This is a genomic window from Candidatus Methanoperedens sp., assembly GCA_027460525.1.
GTDB lineage: Archaea > Halobacteriota > Methanosarcinia > Methanosarcinales > Methanoperedenaceae > Methanoperedens.
Window position 1 is genome coordinate 1 of sequence record JAPZAS010000032.1, and the last position, 18,287, is coordinate 18,287.

An 18,287-nucleotide genomic window follows, 5' to 3' on the forward strand; every position below is an offset into this window, starting at 1 on the left:
GCGCCGCCGCCGTGGCCGTAAAGCGGCTTCATCACGATGTCGCCGTGCGCCGCGCGGAACGCCTTGATCTCGGCAAGGTCGCGCGTGATCAGCGTCGGCGGCATCAGCTAGGGGTTCAAGCATCCCCTCCACTGTCAAGCCGACCATAAATGTGGTAGCAGTAAGCGCGCTTGGTCAGGGACAGCTTCACAAGGTGCTTATCGATGACGATACCAAGCGCACCATATCAGTGGGAAGCACCCTGACTCTGCAGGAAGGGTATGTCCTGAAGGCAACGGACATAAGCGTAGCCGACAGGATAATGCTCATTTCCTTATTGAAGGACGGAAACGAATTGGACACAGCAACCCTCCAGACAGGTCAGACCTATGTTTATGCCCCGAGCAGGGTAGGCAATGTACAAAACCTTCCTGTAATAATGGTGAGGTTTGACAGCGTGTTCTCAGGCATGGAAGTGCAGGCAGCGTTCCTGAAAGGGGTGTTCCAGATCTCACAGAACCCGACCACGGTTAAAACCGGAGACCAGTACAACGATATGAAAGTGACAACCGTGGGGCAGGATAAAATCGTTATGAGCAACAATAATGATATCAGCCTTGATAATGGCAGGGTTGAACAACTGATGGGCAATATTAAACTGAAGGTAGGCGATACCTCAGCCACGGATGGTCGTCTTCGGTTTTACTTTGCTGTGGATGTAACCCCTGGAATGATTGCAAATCAGCTTTTGATAGAAGCCCCAGCCAAAGCCACTGCCGGCGATCCAATTAACATAAAGGTTACTGCGGGGGGAAAAGCGGTTGATGGCGCTTCTGTATCAATCGGCTCCTCTGGAATCGGGAACACAGACACAACCGGTGTACTTAACTATACCCTGCCCAGAACAATGAAGGGAGTGCAAAATATAACAGCAACCAAGCTGGGCTATCAGCAGGCTACCAGCAGTATAGACGTACTGGAATATATCGAATACAGACTGAGTATAGATGCACCTGTAAATGCTAATCAGTTTGCTACAATAACCATACGGGCTACATACAATGGCACTGCGGTAAGCGGAGTGGCTGTAGGATACGACAATGCATCTATTGGCACAACTGATAGTAATGGTGTATTGAACTACACGCTACAAACAAGCGGCACGCACACCATATCGGCATCAAAGAGCGGTTATATCACTGCTGTAAGGGATATTAATATCAGGGCACCTTTTTCCCAGTATCAGGCGCTCGATATCAATATTACGCCCAGCATGGTTTTCACAAACGAGCAGGCTTTAATCAGGTCGAATATCACAAATGTGGGCACGAAACCAGATACACTCCCTGTGGAGCTTGTTTCTAATGGCACGGTCGTGGACAACAAATCGGTCTCTCTTGCTCCGGGTGAGATAAAGGAGATTGATTTCACGAGAAAAGAAGCTCTGCCGGGCAATTATACGGTTGAAATCCTGGGGAAGAAAGGATTACTGGTGGTTAAGGTACAGCCTATGAACCTGCTTCTGATTGGAGGAATCGCCACGGTTTTTGGGGCGATTATCATATACCTGTTTACAATGAAAAGCAAGATTAGCCTCGAAGCGATTAGAAACCTTTTCGCAAATCTTGGAAAAAAGCCGCCTATGAAGTGAGAAATAGCGACGAGAGGGGGACTTGAACCCCCGAGTTCCTTGTGGGAACACAGGGTTAGCAACCCTGCGCCATACCGGGCTTGGCTATCTCGTCAAAAAGCGGTTCAGAATAAATCTGTGTTTATCTGCGGTTCCTTATTCCCTGTTTGCTATTTAACACTTTTTGCATTTAAAAGGATATATAGCCTAAGATGAATAACAAAATAACCATGAGACTCCTTGCCATCGATGTTGGAATGGGGACACAGGACATCCTTCTCTACGACAGCAATAAAAGCATCGAAAACTGCTTCAAGATGGTGCTGCCCTCGCAGACCCAGATTGTAGCACAGAGGATCTCCAGGGAGACAAGGCTGAAGCACGATATTATTCTCACCGGAGAAACCATGGGTGGAGGACCCTGCAGCGCAGCAGTGCGAAAACATATCAAGGCAAATCTCACTGTTTTCGCAACCGAAAGAGCTGCCCTCACGCTCAACGATGACATGGATAAAGTGAAGGAAATGGGCGTGGTTATTGTAAGTGAAGACGAAACGAGCGAATCAGGTATTCCGAGGATTGAATTATGCGATGTGGATAAAGATGCACTTAAAAAAGCTCTGGAACTTTTTGGAATTCCGCTTCCAGATAATTTTGCCGTCGCAGTGCAGGACCACGGATATTCTCCTTCTGTGAGCAACCGGCTATTCCGTTTTGAGTATTTTAGAGATATTCTAAAAAGGGACGGGGCTCTTAATTCGTTTGTTTATAAAAACAATATCCCTGAGCGCTTTTCAAGGATGAAAGCCGTTGAAAGAATGCTGCCTGGCGCGCTTTTTATGGATACGGGGATTGCCGCGATAAGGGGTGCTATACTTGATGAGAATGCAAAAGCTCCGTATCTTGTGGTAAATATCGGCAATGGTCACACGCTTGCTGGTGTCGTGAACGGAGGTGCGCTTCTCTCCCTGTTCGAGCACCATACCCGCCAGATGACAGCAGGCAAGCTCGATACATACCTGAAAAGGTTATGCGACGGAACACTGGATTTCCGGGAGGTTTTTGATGACGGCGGGCACGGCTGCTTTGTCAGGGAAGCAATCGGATTTAATAAACTCTCAATTCTCATCACAGGACCCAGACGCGATATAATGCGTTCTTCCAGGCTGAATGTTCGCTTTGCTGCTCCTTTCGGGGATATGATGCTTACAGGTTGTTTTGGATTGCTCGATGCTTACCTTAATTATGTTTCAGGTTAAAATCGGGAGAATACATGAACAAAGAATTATACAGACCTGCAACGAGGGCGATAATCGCTCTTTTTTTAATAGTACTAATCAAAATCGTTGCAATGCTGACGCTCAGGGACGTTGTCACGGCTTATTCCGTTACGAATGTTGTTCTTTCAATAGCGGTAGTTCTCGTTTTACTGAGATTCGGGCTGGATTTCAACAGGCAGCTCGAGATTTCAAAGCCAGATTTTCCGGAAGCTCGATCATTTGTTACGGGTATTGTGCTATTGCTGGTCATACTCACACTCTACGGGACTTTCCTTCCCTATGCAGACACGCTGCCCTATAGAACATATAACATCCTGTTCTTCATTCTGGCGCTCATTCCTGTATATACCCTCTGGAACATTCTCACTAAACACGCCGAGAGGCTGTCTCAGCTTCTTCTATTTATTTCACAGGAAGAAAACCCTGAATGCTCATGCGGCTGGAAAAACCCGGCTTCGGCTAACTTTTGCAACAGGTGCGGGTTACCCCTGGAAAAGGGTGGTAAATGATGAAGAACAGGGCACTTTCTGACCAAAAATGTCCGACCTGCGGAAGCTGGATGCGCTCTGTGCTGAAAAAAAGCGAGAAAGGAAGGGACATTATAACCTATTCCTGCCCTGAGTGCGGTCTGACCTACAGCGCAGAAGGGTAAAATAAATCATGCCTTCCCTAGTATTCGAAGGGCAAGGTGTGCAGCATTTTCGCCATTATCTATTCCCACGCACGCCACAGGCACGCCTTTTGGCATCTGGGCTATGGATAAAAGGGCATCCATTCCCCCGAGTTTTGAACTTACAGGTACACCGATAACAGGTTTTTTTGTGCGGGATGCAATTACGCCTGGAAGGGCTGCAGATAATCCTGCAATCGCTATAAAGACCTCTGCGTCACTTTTTTGTATGTAATCCTCTAATTCCACCGGGTTCCTGTGGGCTGAGAAAATCCGTATCTCATAATCCACGCCTGCGCTGTCCAGCACGTTTGCCGAAAGCTGCGCAATCTCCCTGTCGGATTCTGAACCTATCAATATTGCTATTGTTACCATAGCCTATAAAAGTCGGTTAATCCATAAAATCTTTTTGCGAAGAAAAGAGTGCATAACTGAGGTGAGGGGATGACCAGTCCCCCTCTCATGGCATCCTACCCGATTTCATCATCGTCAAAAGATTGCCTTATATGTCTTCCGAACATGGAAAGCCACATTGAGCACTTCCCATGGGATATTAATCCGCTGTTTGGGAAAGAGGTCTCGTTAAGGTAATTTGAATCCTGCCCCAGTTCTGCAGTGTCCTGAAAGCACAATCTCATCGCTCCATTTTTCTCAAAACCGAGGGAGATGTTCAGATCCTGTGCTTGCGGGTTTTGAATCTGGACAGACGTGATATATCGTATGGCTTTCATAACATACTACTCTTTATCATCGCATTTCAGATAATGATATACTGCTTTTGAAATGGCTTCTTTTACGGAGGACTCTCCCGATTTTGCCTTAAGTGCGATTACATCTTCCTGTGGAAGTACCGATTGGACATGAACTATCTTCATTTCGTTTATTCCTCCGTATGCCAGTAAACATACCATAATGATACTCATAATGCTAATCATGTATAAACCTTTCTATTAATTCATCAATTCAATCATAATATTAATAGGTAAAGCCGGTTATATATGGCACTCGAAAACATATGATCGGAAGATTCAGTAACGGAAGCGAGATTTTCTACGGCAAAATCGAAAGTGATCGGGTTATTGTTGACAAAGGGCTGTACAGCGATACGTTTTTGCTCTCGGAGCTGGAGCTTCTGCCTCCAGTGCAGCCAAGCAAGATAATCTGCGTGGGACTTAACTACAGCGACCACGCCAGGGAATTGGACATGCCGATACCCGAGAAACCATTGCTGTTTTTAAAGCCTCCGTCTGCGGTTATAGGTCATCTTGGAAATATTGTTTATCCCAGGAACACAAAACATATGGATTATGAAGCAGAGCTTGCAGTGATAATCAGCAGGCGCTGCAAGAACATCCGTGCAGCCGACGCCGATAGAGTGATAATGGGATATACCTGTTTCAATGACGTGACAGCGAGGGACTTACAGAAGGAAGATATACAGTGGACAAGAGCCAAAAGTTTTGATACTTTTGCGCCAGTTGGTCCTTATATCGCAGATCCAACATTTGATGTCAGCGACCTTCGTATCAATACAAGGGTAAATGGAGAACTAAGGCAGGAATCCAGGACTTCCAACCTGATTTTTGATGTTCCGCAGTTGATTGAGTTTATCTCCGCTATCATGACACTTGAGCATGGTGATATTATTGCTACAGGTACGCCGCCCGGGGTAGGTGAGCTTTTCATCGGGGATGAAGTGGAAATAGAGATAGAGAAGATAGGGGTATTGAAAAACAGTGTTATCCGAGCCGACTAACATCCCTTTGTTTTATTAAGAATGAAAGTAATTAAAGGTACTGACAACAATTCGAAAAAAGGTGAATATAATGTCCGATGTATACGATAACGTATGGGAGAGCCGCAAACGCAAGCCTCCTGCAAGGGAGGAAAAAAAGCTTCCTGAAGTGAAACCGCCTTCTACAGACCGCGAGAGGTTAAAAGACACCATCGAAAGGCGAAAAAAGAATGTATATGGAATGAAATAAAATTCTTAATTCCTCCATATTATGCTTTTTTGTATTTCAAATAAGGAGGCATTTAAACAGTGGAAGTTTCGATAATCCTGCCGGCTTATAATGAAGCGCCACGTATAGAAAGCACAGTTGAAAGGACTGCCGCAGCCCTTTGTGACATCACACCATCGTTTGAAATCATAATCGCCGAGGACGGAAGCCATGATGGCACGGACAGAATTTGCGCCGCACTTGCGAAAAAATATCCCTTTGTGGTACATCTGCATTCTGATGAAAGGCTGGGAAGGGGAGGCGCTATGAACCGAGCGTTGCGGGCATCAAAGGGAGACATTCTTTGCTATATTGATGTTGATCTTGCCACGGATATGAAACATTTAAAAGAGCTTGTTCAGGCAATCCGCGATGGTTATGATTTTGCTACAGGCTCGCGGCTGCTTGCGGAAAGTGATGTTAAAAGACCATTAAAGAGGGAACTTGCAAGCAGAGGTTTTAATTTTCTGACACGTCTCTTGCTGGGTTCAAAACTATACGACCACCAGTGCGGGTTCAAATCCTTCAAGCGTGATTCCATTTTTGCGATTATGGATGCCGTCAAAGATACCCACTGGTTCTGGGATACTGAATTACTCGTCAGGGCACAGCGCGCAGGATACAGGATAAAAGAGTTCCCGGTCGAATGGAAGCACGGGGGCGCAACTAAAGTTAATCTAATAAAAGATGTCTTCGGAATGGGGTCTTCGATATTCAGGTTATGGTATGAACTCTTATGGGATTGAAAATAGTCATACACTACTGCCGTATTGCTGAAGCCCACTCAACATAGCTATTAAAATTTAAGAAAACGTCACATACGATTCTATGACTGACAAAATACAGCTTCTTACTGGAAAAATGGATACAAAAGATGTATTCATAGATGCACAGGAATTTGTTACCGGAAGAACGTGCGTAATAGGTCAAAGCGGGAGTGGTAAAAGCTACTTAATAGCAGTACTCTGCGAACAACTGCTGCAGAATAATATCGCTTTTTGTATAGTTGATACAGAAGGAGAGTATTTTTCTTTGAAAGAAAAGTTTCAACTGCTATGGGTTGGCGGGGATGAAGCGGATGTTAGAATAGACATTGATTTCTATGAACTCATAACAAAGTCAATAACAAATAACGTCTCTTTAATTTTAGATGTATCGGATGTCCTGGATCAAAGAAAAGTTGTTTCTGATTTTGCAGGTAAATTATATGAAATCGAAAGCCAGATAAAGCAGCCGTATTTATTGATTATCGAGGAGGCGGACAGGTTTGTTCCACAAAGCAAGGACTCTCTAAAAGAAATCGAGGAGATTTCAAAAAGAGGGAGAAAACGGGGGTTGGGTTTGCTTGTTGCGACTCAAAGACCATCGCTTGTAAATAAGAATGTCCTGTCCCAATGCGGAAACCAGTTTATCGGGAAATTAACAACCGAAAACGATTTAAAAGCGGTAGATTTGTTTTTTGCAGACAGGAAAGAACTGGAATTATTGCCTAAATTGAACACCGGCGAATTTTTTGTGATGGGGAATGCGGTGAAAGAAAAAACCAGGATGCAGACTGTCCAGAGAATAACACAGCACAAAGGGCTTACCCCGAAACTGATTCAAAAGGCGACAGGTAAAATTACCGAACTAAAAACAAGTTTGGGCTCTGCAGGGATAGCGGAGGAGACGGAGAAAGTAAAAGAGGCTTATGAGTCTGGCGAGAGAAAAATAAGGGGAGTTAAGGCGAAAATCCCAAAAGAGCAGATAGAAGCTATCGTTGATGGCAAAAGAAGGAAAAAACATTGGTTGTCTGGGGAAAAGGAGCATGTAAAATCTATCGAGCTTATCTATCATCCACTTGTCTGGGTTGAAATAAATGCTCAGGAAGGATTTATCACGAAGAGTCTTACATCGCATTCACTTATAGTAGATTCTGCAAGCGGCGAATTTGTGGATATTAAACATGGATTAAAATACTCAACAGGTATTTCTAAATTAATCGGTTTGAATGAAAACGAGATCAGGATTCTGTTGGAAATTTATAGAACTAAAAAAATTACAATCGGAGATCTTGAACTTAAAACCAAACTGTCCGAGACGACAATTAGAACTATCGTACACCATCTACAGGATAGAAAGATGGTAACTTTTTCAAAAGAAGGAAATTTAAAATTATATTCTTTTCTTATCAACTTTGAACCCCCGGATTTAAAACTGTCTTTAAGCCGCCCTGAGATACGGCAAATTTCCGGAAGAACAAATAAACAGGCGCTTAGAGAGGATGATTTGCGAAAAATAATCAAGGGTCTGGAGGATGAAGCTGACATAACAAAATTTGAGGTTTTTTATTACCCCATATGGTTTGTAAACCTGGAAAATAGAAGCCTGAAAATAGATGGGGTCACAGGGAAAGAAATCTGAGGCTCGTTTTGGTACAGGATATTAGTTTGTCAGTTAATTGTCAGTAATCCATTGATACCATGTTTGTTATATATCTGAAAAAGGATTAAATGCCTTTGGTGTTAAGCCTTATGGGATTAAACCTGTTTGATATCTTAATCTGGTGGCTGGTTTTAGAAATAGTAGGTTTGGCAGCCTTTCCTATCGCTTCGCAAGTTGCCCGAAATTTGAAGGACCACGGATACTCCATTTCAAAGCCGCTCGGATTATTGCTCCTGACGTATATTAGCTGGATTATTTCAATGTTTTCCGGATACTCTTATTTTTCAGTTTTGGTTTCTCTGGCGGTTATCGGGGCATGTTCATTTATAATCTGCATTTTAAAGGGAAAACCACAGGTTGATAAAAAGTATTTAATCGAATTTGAACTCTTGTTTGCAGGAGCATTTGTGGCTTTTGCGATAATCCGCGCATACAGCCCCGATATTTACTGGACAGGCGGTGAGAAATTTATGGATATGACATTCATAAACAGTCTTCTGCGAACTGCGCAATTTCCGCCTCTTGACCCCTGGATGTCCGGGGCAGTGATCCAGTATTATTATTTTGGATACCTGATTGTAGCGAATCTGATAAAAATCTCCACAATTTTACCATCAGAGGCATTTAACCTCGCCACTTCTTCATTTTTTGCGCTCTCCGCTACCACAGCCCTGGGTATTGGATATAACCTCACCGGAAGAATAAAGTACGGTATTATCACTGCTTTTTTTGTAACGATAGCAGGAAACCTTGTGGGTTTTTTACAATTGCTTGATATCCTGTGGAAAGGAGACGTCGTAAACCACATTCTATCATTTGATTACTGGACGAGTTCGAGAGTGATACCGAATACCATCAATGAATTTCCATTTTTTAGCTTTCTTCAGGGTGATGTCCATGCCCATATGATATCGATTACTTTCCAGCTTCTTATTATACTTCTTTTGTTGAATATCATGAAATCCACGGCGCAGAGCTGGGGTTCCATTTTTATTCTTGGACTTTCCATAGGTTTCCTGTATCCTCTGAATACATGGGATTACCCGGTTTACCTGTTTCTTGCAATTATTGTCTTAGCTTTTCGTTTTTTTATAGATTCCACTTTTTCAGTATTAAAAAAGAAGTTCTCAAAACCAATTTTTGCAATATGTGCAGTCTCAGCCTTCAGTTATCTATTGTATCTTCCATACCATAATTCCTATAGACTTGACAGAACGGTTTCCATCATAACTTCGGGGAGAACATCGCTGATATTTTATATTGCTATTTATGGATTATTCCTTTACCTGATATACAGGTTTGTTATATCAAAATCCAAAAAATCCGGCTTAAAATCCGTGTATTTTATAATAACTCTGATTTTGCTTTCTGTACTCGCTGTATTACTAAAATTTGAATTGCTTATTTTACTTATCCCGATGCTTATTCTGTCCATCGTATCAATAATAAAGGAACAGAATAGAGACCATGCTTTTGTGCTAATCCTGATTATAACAGGTATTCTTATATCTTTATTTTGCGAGTTGTTTTATATCCAGGATGCGCTCGGAAATGCATTGCCCTCCTATTTCCGTATGAATACGGTATTCAAATTGTATGTGATGAACTGGGTTCTATGGGGTGTTTCTGCAGGCGCCATAGTATTCCAGTTCAGGGATTCTTTTTCCCGGAAAAAGACATGGGGTGTTGTAGCAGTACTACTGATTCTGATGGTTTCCGTATATCCGGTGTTTGCAACGATAGGAAAATCCGGCGGCTTCAATGGCGAACCTAATCTCGACGGCGAGACTTATGTCCAAAAACAGCATCCGCAGGAGTATATGACAATATTGTGGTTCAGGAATATAACAGGTCAGCCTGTGGTTTTGCAGGCACCCGGGGAATTGTATAAATGGAATACTTACATCACTGCGTTTACAGGGCTCCCGACAGTGATTGGGTGGTACTGGGATGAGCTTGAATGGAGAGATCCACACAGGCAGGAAATAGACGCCCGATGGTCAGATGTTAACACGATGTACACTTCTCTTAATCCTGATGAGGTTAGTTCGCTTTTGCGAAAATACAATGTATCCTATATCTATTTTGGCGAGGCAGAAGCGAAAAAATACAGCAGCCCGAGATTATTTGAGTCGCATCCCGAGAAGTTTGAAAAGGTATTCGAATACGGGGACGTCGTGGTTTATAAATTCAAGTTAGACCGTTAAAGCTTTTTACTAATAAGTTGTGCAACAGGCGGATGAAAGAAAGGTACAACCCGCATGAAACCGAGGAAAAATGGCAGCTCAGGTGGGCTGAGTCAAGAATATACGAGGCAGAGCCAGATGAGCGGAAAAAGTTCTTCATCACCATCCCATACCCTTACCTGAACGGCAACCTTCATGCAGGTCATACAAGGACTTTCACCATCGGGGATGTAATCGCGCGGTATAAGAGAATGCTTGGGTACAATGTCTTATTTCCGATGGGTTTTCATGCCACAGGTACGCCGATCGTTGGTCTGGCTGAACAGATTCAAAAAAAAGACCCTGAGACCATAAGGGTCTATAATAAGCTTCATGAAATACCCCTCGAAGTCCTGGATACCATCCAGAGCCCGGAGCAAATCGTGGAATACTTCAGCAAGGAAGCAGAAGCCGCAATGAAAAGCATCGGGTTTTCCCTTGACTGGAGAAGAAAGTTCACAACCACAGACCCGCATTACCAGAAATTCATCACATGGCAGTTCAATCTTCTCCGTGAAAAAAACAAGGTAGTTAAAGGTGCGCATCCTGTGAGATGGTGCCCGAACGATGAAAATCCGGTTGAAGACCATGACATCCTGAAAGGGGAAGATGCCACAATAATTGATTATACCCTGATAAAATTTAAACTTGGAAGCGTTGTTCTTCCCTGTGCCACGCTTCGACCCGAAACTGTATTCGGGGTTACGAACCTCTGGGTGAATCCCAAAAATATTCATGTAAGAATAAAAGTAAATGGCGAAACATGGATAGTCAGTAAAGAAGCCTATGAAAAGCTCAAGTTCACAGATAAAAAAGTGGAATTCCAAGAAGATGTCAATGGCGATGAACTGATAGGAAAAAAAGTTAAAAATCCGGTGACAGATTCTCTTGTTTTGATACTGCCTGCCTCTTTTGTAAGTCCTGAAAACGGAAGTGGAATCGTGATGAGCGTCCCGGCTCATGCGCCCTACGATTACCTTGCCCTGCGGGATTTGCGGGGCGCGGAGCTAACAAAATACGGCATCAGCGAGGATGTTTCCTCAATACCGTTTATTTCTTTGATAAAAGTGCCTGAATACGGGAAATACCCTGCAGTGGATGCGGTTTCTGAATTGAAGGTGAAAGATCAGAACGACCCCAAGGCAGAGGAAGCCACGAAGCTTGTATACAGGCGTGAGTTTCACGGTGGAACGCTTGCAGAAACCACAGGGAAATATGCAGGCATGGCGGTTTCCAAGATCAAAGACGTCCTGACACGCGACCTTGTAGCTGCGGGAATTGCTGAAATCTTCTATGAATTCAGCGAACAGCCAGTGATATGCAGGTGCGGTGCTACATGCGTGATAAAAATGGTTGAGAACCAGTGGTTTTTAAATTATTCGGAATCCTCCTGGAAGGAAGGTGTTTACAGGTGCCTTGGCAACATGCAGATAATCCCGCCTGAAATGAGGGTGGATTTTGAAAACAAAATTGACTGGCTGAAAGACAAAGCCTGCGCAAGGCGAAAAGGGCTGGGAACGAGACTCCCCTGGGATAAGGAATGGATGATAGAATCCCTCGCTGATTCCACAATCTACATGTGCTATTACATCATTGCAAAATACCTTGATAAAATCCAGCCTGAACAATTAAAGGAAGATTTTTTCAACTATTGCCTGCTCGGAGAGGGCACACCTGAATCTGCAGCAGCAAAGACAGGGATAGACATTGATGTTATCAACAAGGTTCGAAGCGATTTCCTGTACTGGTATCCGGTTGACCTGCGCTCCTCAGGCAAGGACCTTATACCCAACCATCTCCTGTTTTTCCTTTTCCACCATGTTGCCATATTCCCGGAAGTTTGCTGGCCCCGCGCTTTAGCCATTAACGGTTTCGTCTCCCTTGAAGGTGAGAAAATGAGTAAATCCAAGGGACCTCTACTCACGTTGAAATCTGCAGTAAAGGAGTACGGGGCTGATATTACCCGCCTTTATATTCTGAGCACGGCTGAGCATGTCCAGGATGCCGACTGGAGAGCTGCGGATGTGGAATCCACCAGAAAGCAGGTTGAAAGATTCTATAAAATAGCTTATGATATCCTGAATAAACAAGATGATGAGGAATTAAAGTTCATTGACAGATGGATGCTGAGCAGATTGCAGTACAGGGTACGGGAAACAAGGGATGCACTGGATAAAATACAAACACGAAGAGCGGTTCAAAATGCTTTCTATCTTCTGATGAACGATATGAAATGGTATGAGCGCCGCGGAGGCAGTGCTGCTCGAAAGCAGGTTCTGAGTACCTGGGTTCGGTTAATGGCGCCTTTTACTCCGCATATATGCGATGAGATCCAGGAAAATCTGGGCGGGAATTTAATCTCGTCAGCCCAATACCCTGAAGCCGACCAGTCACTTATTGATAGAGGCGCAGAACTTGCGGAAGAAATAACGAGCAATACACTTCGGGACATAGAAGAAATACTCAGGCTTATTAAAATAAAGCCTAAAAGGATAATTCTCTATACCTCAGCCTCGTGGAAAAAGACAGTGCTGAAGAAAGCTTTAATAATGAAAAAAGAAAATGTTCTTGATATGAAGACGCTGATGAATTCGCTTATGAACGACCCTGAGATGCGTTTATATGGGAAAGAAATTCCAAAATATGCACAGAAAGTAATCACCGACATCCAGGGCATGGATAATGAATTTATGAATTCCTTGATCGAAGTGGATTTCGATGAAGCTATTGCTTTAAATGAAGCCCTGGATTTCTTGAGCCATGCGGTGGACTGTGATATAGAGATATACAACGCCGACGCACCAGGATACGATCCGCAGGTGAAAAGCCGCCTGGCAGCCCCTATGAGACCTGCTATATATATTGAATAGGAATAATAGATTTATGATAATGCTTATCATACTAATCATAATATATAAGAAAATATATATCTAATGAGGATGGTATTAAATACGGGAGTATTATGACTACAACCGAAATGCTTGAAAAAATCCTAAATGACATTAATAACATAGGGGGTGTCGAAGCATCGGCAATAGCAAGCAGAGACGGTTTGCTTATTTGTTCAACCATACCTAAAAAACAGCATGCTGAGACATTTGTAGCAATGTCGGCTACAATGATAGGAGCTGCAGAAACCGCAACAACAGAGCTTGGCAAAGGGATTCCAGACAGGATAATCGTGGAATCCAAACACGGAAAAATATTAGGAACAGGAGCAGGCGGAAAAGCGTTGCTGTTGGTTATGACCCGACCGGATGCGGGTCTTGGATTAGTTCTGATAGAGATGGCAAAGGCATCAGAGAAGATAAAGCAGGTTCTGGGCTGATTACAAGAGTTTCACGGGTGGTTATATGAAGCAGGTTCCCACAGGCGTAAGCGGTCTTGATTCTGTGCTGGAAGGGGGGTACCTTCGTCCCTCGATTGTATTGATAGCAGGCGCTGCAGGCACGGGTAAAACCACTTTTACACTGCAATCACTGTTCAATGCAGCAAAAAATGAAGAGATTTGCATGTATATCACAGCACTTTCTGAACCAATAGCCATGATCAATAATTTCATGTCCAGATTCTCCTTCTATAATATTTCATTGATGGGAAAGGGTAATGTAAAATATGTGCCCATTGATATCGAAATCATCCATAAAGGCTCTTTCGGTATCATACAGGAAATGGAAAGGAACATAGAAACAATCAAGCCCGACAGGATCGTAATCGACCCCGTGAATGTGTTTGCCTATGGGCTGGATGAAGGGTCTCAGCGCCAGTTCTATTATGATTTTTTTTCGAGCATGAAGGGATGGAATTCTCTTGTTTTATTAACGGGTGAATTTACTGAAAATGAGCTTATTAAAAGTACGCTGAGCTATCTCGTGGACGGTATTATTTGCCTAAGCAGTGAACCTTCTTACAGGCAGAACATACGTTACCTTAATGTTCTCAAAATGAGGGGAACGGATTTTCAGGGAGGCAAACATTCCTGCAAGATAACTAATGATGGATTCGTGATATTTCCAAGATTACCTGTGAGCGTAAGAGGGTCAGTATTAAAAGAGCGGATATCCACAGGAATAAAGGGATTGGATAAGATGACAGATGGAGGTTTCATTGGAGGTTCGGCTATACTGCTTTCAGGCAGCAGCGGAACAGGTAAGACTATAATCGGGACGCAATTCATTCTGGATGGTTTGTTGAAAAAAGAACCTGGTGTGATAGTATCTTTTGAAGAAGATGCAATCCAGATACGTGAAAATTCGAAGATGTTTGGCTGGAATTTAAATGAGTTTGAAGATAAGAACATGTTGAGAATAATATCATCACTCGGATTTGATGCCCAGGAACTGGCGACTCAAGTAAAAGAAACAATTGAAGAAATTAAAGCCAAACGTTTGCTGTTTGACGGAACAGCCTGCCTTCAACGGATGCTGCCGCAGTATACGTCATTACCTGAGTTTATGGAGGATATGGTGAATTATTTAAAAAATAAAAATACTACAGCAATCTACACAAACGAGACTTCAAACCTGACCGGGGCAACGCAGATAACCGGTACGGGTATTTCCTCGATGATGGACGCTGTTATTTTACTGCGGTATGTGGAGATAAAAAGCGAAATGCGAAAGGCTATATCTGTACTTAAAATGAGAGGCAGCAATCATGATAAGGAGATCAGGGAAATTAGTATCAGTGAAAAAGGTGTTGAAGTCAGACTGCCGTTCAGCGGGTATTCAGGTATTTTGTCGGGCAGTCCGACGAAGACCCCCTCTGAAGCTTTCGTAGAAGCTTTTAAAAAATAACTTTATGGTAGATTTGATTTTTCTCCAGAAAATTATTGAGATATATTCCTGGACTGCTGCAGGTGTTATAATGATATGTATAGCAGCAATAGCTAATTTTTATCAAAAGAAATTTGGTGTAAGGACTTTTTATTATTTCTTTACTGTTCCGGTAATAGTACTGCTGGCTGCAGCAGTTCACATATTTTCATATAATACATTTTTGTCCGAATCCATAGAATTCCTGGGCTCTGCCACTTCTTTTATTGCAAGTTTTTCCTTGTATAGAATTATGGTTGGTGTAAAAAAATGAACTTTTATATCGAATCAATCGATTCCATATCATTTCTTTTGTTTACATTGATACTTTATTTTTTGAGTGTTCTTAGTAAACGATTGGGTGATGTTATGGGAACGGAAAAATATTATTATATTTATTATGCAGGCATGGTTTTTACTTTTTTAGGTTCCCTTATAAAAACTGTATCACTGGCAGGTTTTGGAAATTTGATTTTGATTGCATATATTTTTTTTGCGTTTGGATTAACTCTTGGCATAATTGCCTCGATAAAATACTGGGGATGGTTAATCAGAGAAATAGTCAGGGGATAATGTAAACGAAAAATGTATATTGCTTTCCTTCCTAATGGAACACCAGAGATATGAGGAAAGTCAAATGAGTTTCAGATACAGGATTATTATTTCGACATTAGTTATAATATTTTTAATAATAACAGGGTCTTATCTGGTCATTCAGGATATTCAAACCGGCATCATTGAAGGGGATTTTCGCGAAAAAGGCTTTTTAATAGCAAACCACCTGGCAATGGAGGTTACAAACCCATTGCTTGTAAATGATTTAACAGGAGTCAGAAAGGCGGTTGAGGATTCAAGGAATAGTTTTCCTGACATAGAGTATATTTTTGTGACAGATTCTCAGGGAATAGTGCTTGTGCATACGTTTGAGGGAGGTTTTCCAAAAGCACTTCAAAATCAGAGTAAACCTTCGAATGTTAAGAGAGAAGATGTATTTGAAACCGACAAAGGGATTATACATGAATTTGATGCATCGCTCTCTAATATAGGTTACGTTCATGTGGGCTTATCCGAAAACGGAATAAGGGCACAGATTCGTGAAGCTTCGCAAAAGCTGCTGCTACTGGCTGCAACAGCGATAGTTCTGGGAGGGTTATTTGCATATTTCATCGGGAGAAGGTTAACAGAACCTATCATGAGGCTTACTGAAGGTGCAAACAGGATAAATAAAGGTATCCTCGACCAGAAGATAGATATAGGAACTGGCGGCGAGCTGGGTGAACTTGCCAGAACATTTAATGAAATGGCTTCGAGTCTGGATCAAAAAATCAGGGATTTAGTCGCATCAAAAGAAGAAACAGAGATGGCACAGAAATACCTTGAAACGCTGTTTAACAGCATTGAAGATGGTATTGTTGTTATGAATATCAATCATGAAATTATTAAAATTAATAAATCATTTTTAAGGTTAATGGGCTTGAAGGAAGAAGATGTATTGGGCAGGAGCTGCCATGAAATAATTTTTGGCTCGCAAAACCGCAAAGAATGCCCTATAGATAATTTACTGCAAATCGAGAATCCATCCAGGTTCATACATGAGATAAAAGCCAATGGGAACAGAAAAATACTGGAAATAAATCCTTCTTTTTTCCGGGATAAAAAAGGAGCAGAAAACATAATTTTAGTAACCAGGGATATAACGCAGCAAAAAATGCTTGAGGAAGAAAATATCTCGTTTTACAATAATATAAAATATTTGAATGAGTTCAACGAAGAGATACTGAACAATGTTAATCTGGCTATCCACGTCGTGGATAAAGACATGAATATCCTTGCTGCTAATGATGAATTAATTAAACTTGGCAGGGGCAGGTTCAAAAAGGAGCAGATAATAAATAAAAACCTGTTTGAGGCATTTCCAGTCCTTAAAGAGAAACACATTGATAAAGAATACGATTATGTCCTGAAAACTGGAGAAACTTTCCTGAGCGAGGAAAAAACCGGATACTATGATGAAGAAATTTACACCAGTACAAGCAAAATTCCAATCAAGGACAAGAACGGCAATGTAGAAAAGATCATCACCGTTATCAAGGATGTTTCCGACCAGAAAAAACTTGAAGAGGAACTTAGGGATTCTTATGTGGAACTAAAATTAACCTATTCAAAGCTTAAGGAACTTTATAAGATGAAAGATAGTTTTCTCTCGAATGTATCTCACGAACTCAGGACACCGCTTACGTCAGTTATAGGATTTACAGAGCTGATGCTTGAAGAAAATTTAACGCAGGAACAGCGGCATAAAGCAGAAATAATTCTACGAAACTCAAAACGGCTATCCAGATTGATCAGAGCGCTTCTCGACACAACACTTATCGAATCCATGAATTTTCAACTCGACTGGCAGATGGTGGAAATTAATGAACTTGTTTCCTCGGTTGTAGAAGATACGAAAAATATCGCCAAAAGTAAGAACCTTCCCATAAGTATCGATATTCCGGATCACCTGATTATCAGAGGCGACAGAGACAGGTTATTGCAGGTATTTTCAAATATAGTAGATAACGCTATCAAATTCACAATAGCAGGTGAGATAAGAATAACAGCAACGCAAGAAGCTGAAAACGTACATTTAAAGTTCAGCGATACAGGCATTGGGATTCCAGAAGACAAGCTGGAGCGGATATTTGACAGATTCTATCAGCTGGATTCATCAAACTCGCGAAAATTTGGAGGCATCGGGCTGGGTTTATGGATTTCAAAAAATATCGTAGAGGCACATGGCGGGAAAATCTGGGCGGAAAGTAAAAATAGGGGAAGTACATTTCATATTTTATTACCAAAAACGGTGGAACAATGAATAACGATATCAAAAAAGTGCTTGTAGTGGACGATGAACCTGATGCGCTTGAGCTTGTTAAATTAGTCCTTGAGAGCGGGGGTTTTGAGACAATTCTTGCCACAAGCGGAACGGAAGCCCTGGCTCAAATTGATAAAATAAGACCTGATCTGGTGCTTCTCGACATTATGATGCCTGACATGGACGGATGGGATGTATTCAGGAAAATCAGGGAAAAAAATTCAAGGATACCCATTGCGATTCTGACAGCCAAGGCACAGAATATAGATAGATTGCTTGGACTGCACGTTTTAAAGGCTGACGATTATATAACAAAACCCTTTGGGAAAAATGAATTAATTGGAAAGGTAAGGAAATTAGTTGGTTTAACCAAAAATTAAAGTAAAGCAAGGATAAATGGAGAAA

At 42.1% G+C, this 18,287-nt stretch carries 19 protein-coding genes and 1 tRNA gene; 16 read left to right on the forward strand and 4 right to left on the reverse strand.

The window, feature by feature from the left end; genetic code table 11:
- Positions 1 to 151 precede the first annotated feature (151 nt).
- The gene (locus O8C68_10925) at positions 152 to 1,630 is read left to right on the forward strand and encodes an S-layer protein domain-containing protein (GenBank protein ID MCZ7396305.1); all 1,479 of its coding nucleotides are present in this window, start codon (positions 152 to 154) and stop codon (positions 1,628 to 1,630) included.
- A 7-nt stretch (positions 1,631 to 1,637) separates the two neighbouring features.
- On the opposite strand, the gene O8C68_10930 is transcribed toward O8C68_10925, so the two are convergent.
- Positions 1,638 to 1,724, reverse strand: a tRNA-Ser gene (locus O8C68_10930).
- A gap of 115 nt (positions 1,725 to 1,839) precedes the next feature.
- On the opposite strand from O8C68_10930, the gene O8C68_10935 reads away from it, so the two are divergent.
- The 3 genes from O8C68_10935 to O8C68_10945 are packed head-to-tail and all read left to right on the forward strand — an operon-like array spanning position 1,840 to position 3,541.
- Complete coding sequence (locus O8C68_10935; protein MCZ7396306.1) at positions 1,840 to 2,868, forward strand: DUF1786 domain-containing protein; 1,029 nt, start codon at positions 1,840 to 1,842, stop codon at positions 2,866 to 2,868.
- Between the two features lie 14 nt (positions 2,869 to 2,882).
- Positions 2,883 to 3,398 (forward strand): zinc ribbon domain-containing protein, encoded by a 516-nt coding sequence (locus O8C68_10940; protein ID MCZ7396307.1) that lies wholly within the window; start codon positions 2,883 to 2,885, stop codon positions 3,396 to 3,398.
- Positions 3,395 to 3,541 carry a hypothetical protein gene (locus O8C68_10945; GenBank protein ID MCZ7396308.1) on the forward strand — a complete coding sequence of 49 codons (147 nt, stop codon included), beginning with the start codon at positions 3,395 to 3,397 and terminating at the stop codon, positions 3,539 to 3,541. Before O8C68_10940 ends, O8C68_10945 begins: the two co-directional genes overlap by 4 nt.
- Positions 3,542 to 3,547: 6 nt before the next feature.
- Here O8C68_10945 and purE read toward each other — a convergent pair whose 3' ends face one another.
- The 3 genes from purE to O8C68_10960 form a co-directional block, all read right to left on the reverse strand.
- Complete coding sequence (gene purE / locus O8C68_10950; GenBank protein MCZ7396309.1) at positions 3,548 to 3,934, reverse strand: 5-(carboxyamino)imidazole ribonucleotide mutase; 387 nt, start codon at positions 3,932 to 3,934, stop codon at positions 3,548 to 3,550.
- A gap of 95 nt (positions 3,935 to 4,029) precedes the next feature.
- Positions 4,030 to 4,290: a hypothetical protein gene (locus O8C68_10955; protein ID MCZ7396310.1), complete on the reverse strand. Its 261-nt coding sequence runs from the start codon at positions 4,288 to 4,290 to the stop codon at positions 4,030 to 4,032.
- 6 nt (positions 4,291 to 4,296) lie between these two features.
- Positions 4,297 to 4,470, reverse strand: a complete 174-nt coding sequence (locus O8C68_10960) for a DUF5371 family protein (GenBank protein ID MCZ7396311.1) — start codon at positions 4,468 to 4,470, stop codon at positions 4,297 to 4,299.
- A 104-nt stretch (positions 4,471 to 4,574) separates the two neighbouring features.
- Here O8C68_10960 and O8C68_10965 point away from each other — a divergent pair, with 104 nt between their 5' ends.
- From O8C68_10965 to O8C68_11020, 12 genes are all read left to right on the forward strand, one after another.
- Positions 4,575 to 5,315 (forward strand): fumarylacetoacetate hydrolase family protein, encoded by a 741-nt coding sequence (locus tag O8C68_10965; GenBank protein MCZ7396312.1) that lies wholly within the window; start codon positions 4,575 to 4,577, stop codon positions 5,313 to 5,315.
- A gap of 70 nt (positions 5,316 to 5,385) precedes the next feature.
- On the forward strand, positions 5,386 to 5,544 hold the full coding sequence (locus O8C68_10970; GenBank protein ID MCZ7396313.1) for a hypothetical protein: 159 nt from the start codon (positions 5,386 to 5,388) through the stop codon (positions 5,542 to 5,544).
- 59 nt (positions 5,545 to 5,603) lie between these two features.
- Complete coding sequence (locus tag O8C68_10975) at positions 5,604 to 6,308, forward strand: glycosyltransferase family 2 protein (protein ID MCZ7396314.1); 705 nt, start codon at positions 5,604 to 5,606, stop codon at positions 6,306 to 6,308.
- An 82-nt stretch (positions 6,309 to 6,390) separates the two neighbouring features.
- Positions 6,391 to 7,965 carry a DUF87 domain-containing protein gene (locus tag O8C68_10980; GenBank protein ID MCZ7396315.1) on the forward strand — a complete coding sequence of 525 codons (1,575 nt, stop codon included), beginning with the start codon at positions 6,391 to 6,393 and terminating at the stop codon, positions 7,963 to 7,965.
- 89 nt (positions 7,966 to 8,054) lie between these two features.
- Positions 8,055 to 10,193: a DUF2298 domain-containing protein gene (locus tag O8C68_10985; GenBank protein MCZ7396316.1), complete on the forward strand. Its 2,139-nt coding sequence runs from the start codon at positions 8,055 to 8,057 to the stop codon at positions 10,191 to 10,193.
- 32 nt (positions 10,194 to 10,225) lie between these two features.
- Positions 10,226 to 13,081 carry a leucine--tRNA ligase gene (gene leuS, locus O8C68_10990; GenBank protein MCZ7396317.1) on the forward strand — a complete coding sequence of 952 codons (2,856 nt, stop codon included), beginning with the start codon at positions 10,226 to 10,228 and terminating at the stop codon, positions 13,079 to 13,081.
- Between the two features lie 92 nt (positions 13,082 to 13,173).
- Positions 13,174 to 13,539, forward strand: coding sequence for a roadblock/LC7 domain-containing protein (locus tag O8C68_10995; GenBank protein MCZ7396318.1), 366 nt, complete (start codon positions 13,174 to 13,176; stop codon positions 13,537 to 13,539).
- Between the two features lie 25 nt (positions 13,540 to 13,564).
- Entirely contained in the window at positions 13,565 to 15,007 is a 1,443-nt protein-coding gene (locus O8C68_11000) for a hypothetical protein (protein MCZ7396319.1), read from the forward strand.
- 4 nt (positions 15,008 to 15,011) lie between these two features.
- A complete protein-coding gene (locus tag O8C68_11005) occupies positions 15,012 to 15,299 on the forward strand; it encodes a hypothetical protein (GenBank protein ID MCZ7396320.1) in 288 nt (95 codons plus the stop codon).
- 95 nt (positions 15,300 to 15,394) lie between these two features.
- Positions 15,395 to 15,598: a hypothetical protein gene (locus O8C68_11010; GenBank protein ID MCZ7396321.1), complete on the forward strand. Its 204-nt coding sequence runs from the start codon at positions 15,395 to 15,397 to the stop codon at positions 15,596 to 15,598.
- Positions 15,599 to 15,662: 64 nt separating this feature from the next.
- Complete coding sequence (locus O8C68_11015) at positions 15,663 to 17,882, forward strand: ATP-binding protein (protein ID MCZ7396322.1); 2,220 nt, start codon at positions 15,663 to 15,665, stop codon at positions 17,880 to 17,882.
- The gene (locus O8C68_11020) at positions 17,879 to 18,262 is read left to right on the forward strand and encodes a response regulator (protein MCZ7396323.1); all 384 of its coding nucleotides are present in this window, start codon (positions 17,879 to 17,881) and stop codon (positions 18,260 to 18,262) included. Before O8C68_11015 ends, O8C68_11020 begins: the two co-directional genes overlap by 4 nt.
- Positions 18,263 to 18,287 lie beyond the last annotated feature (25 nt).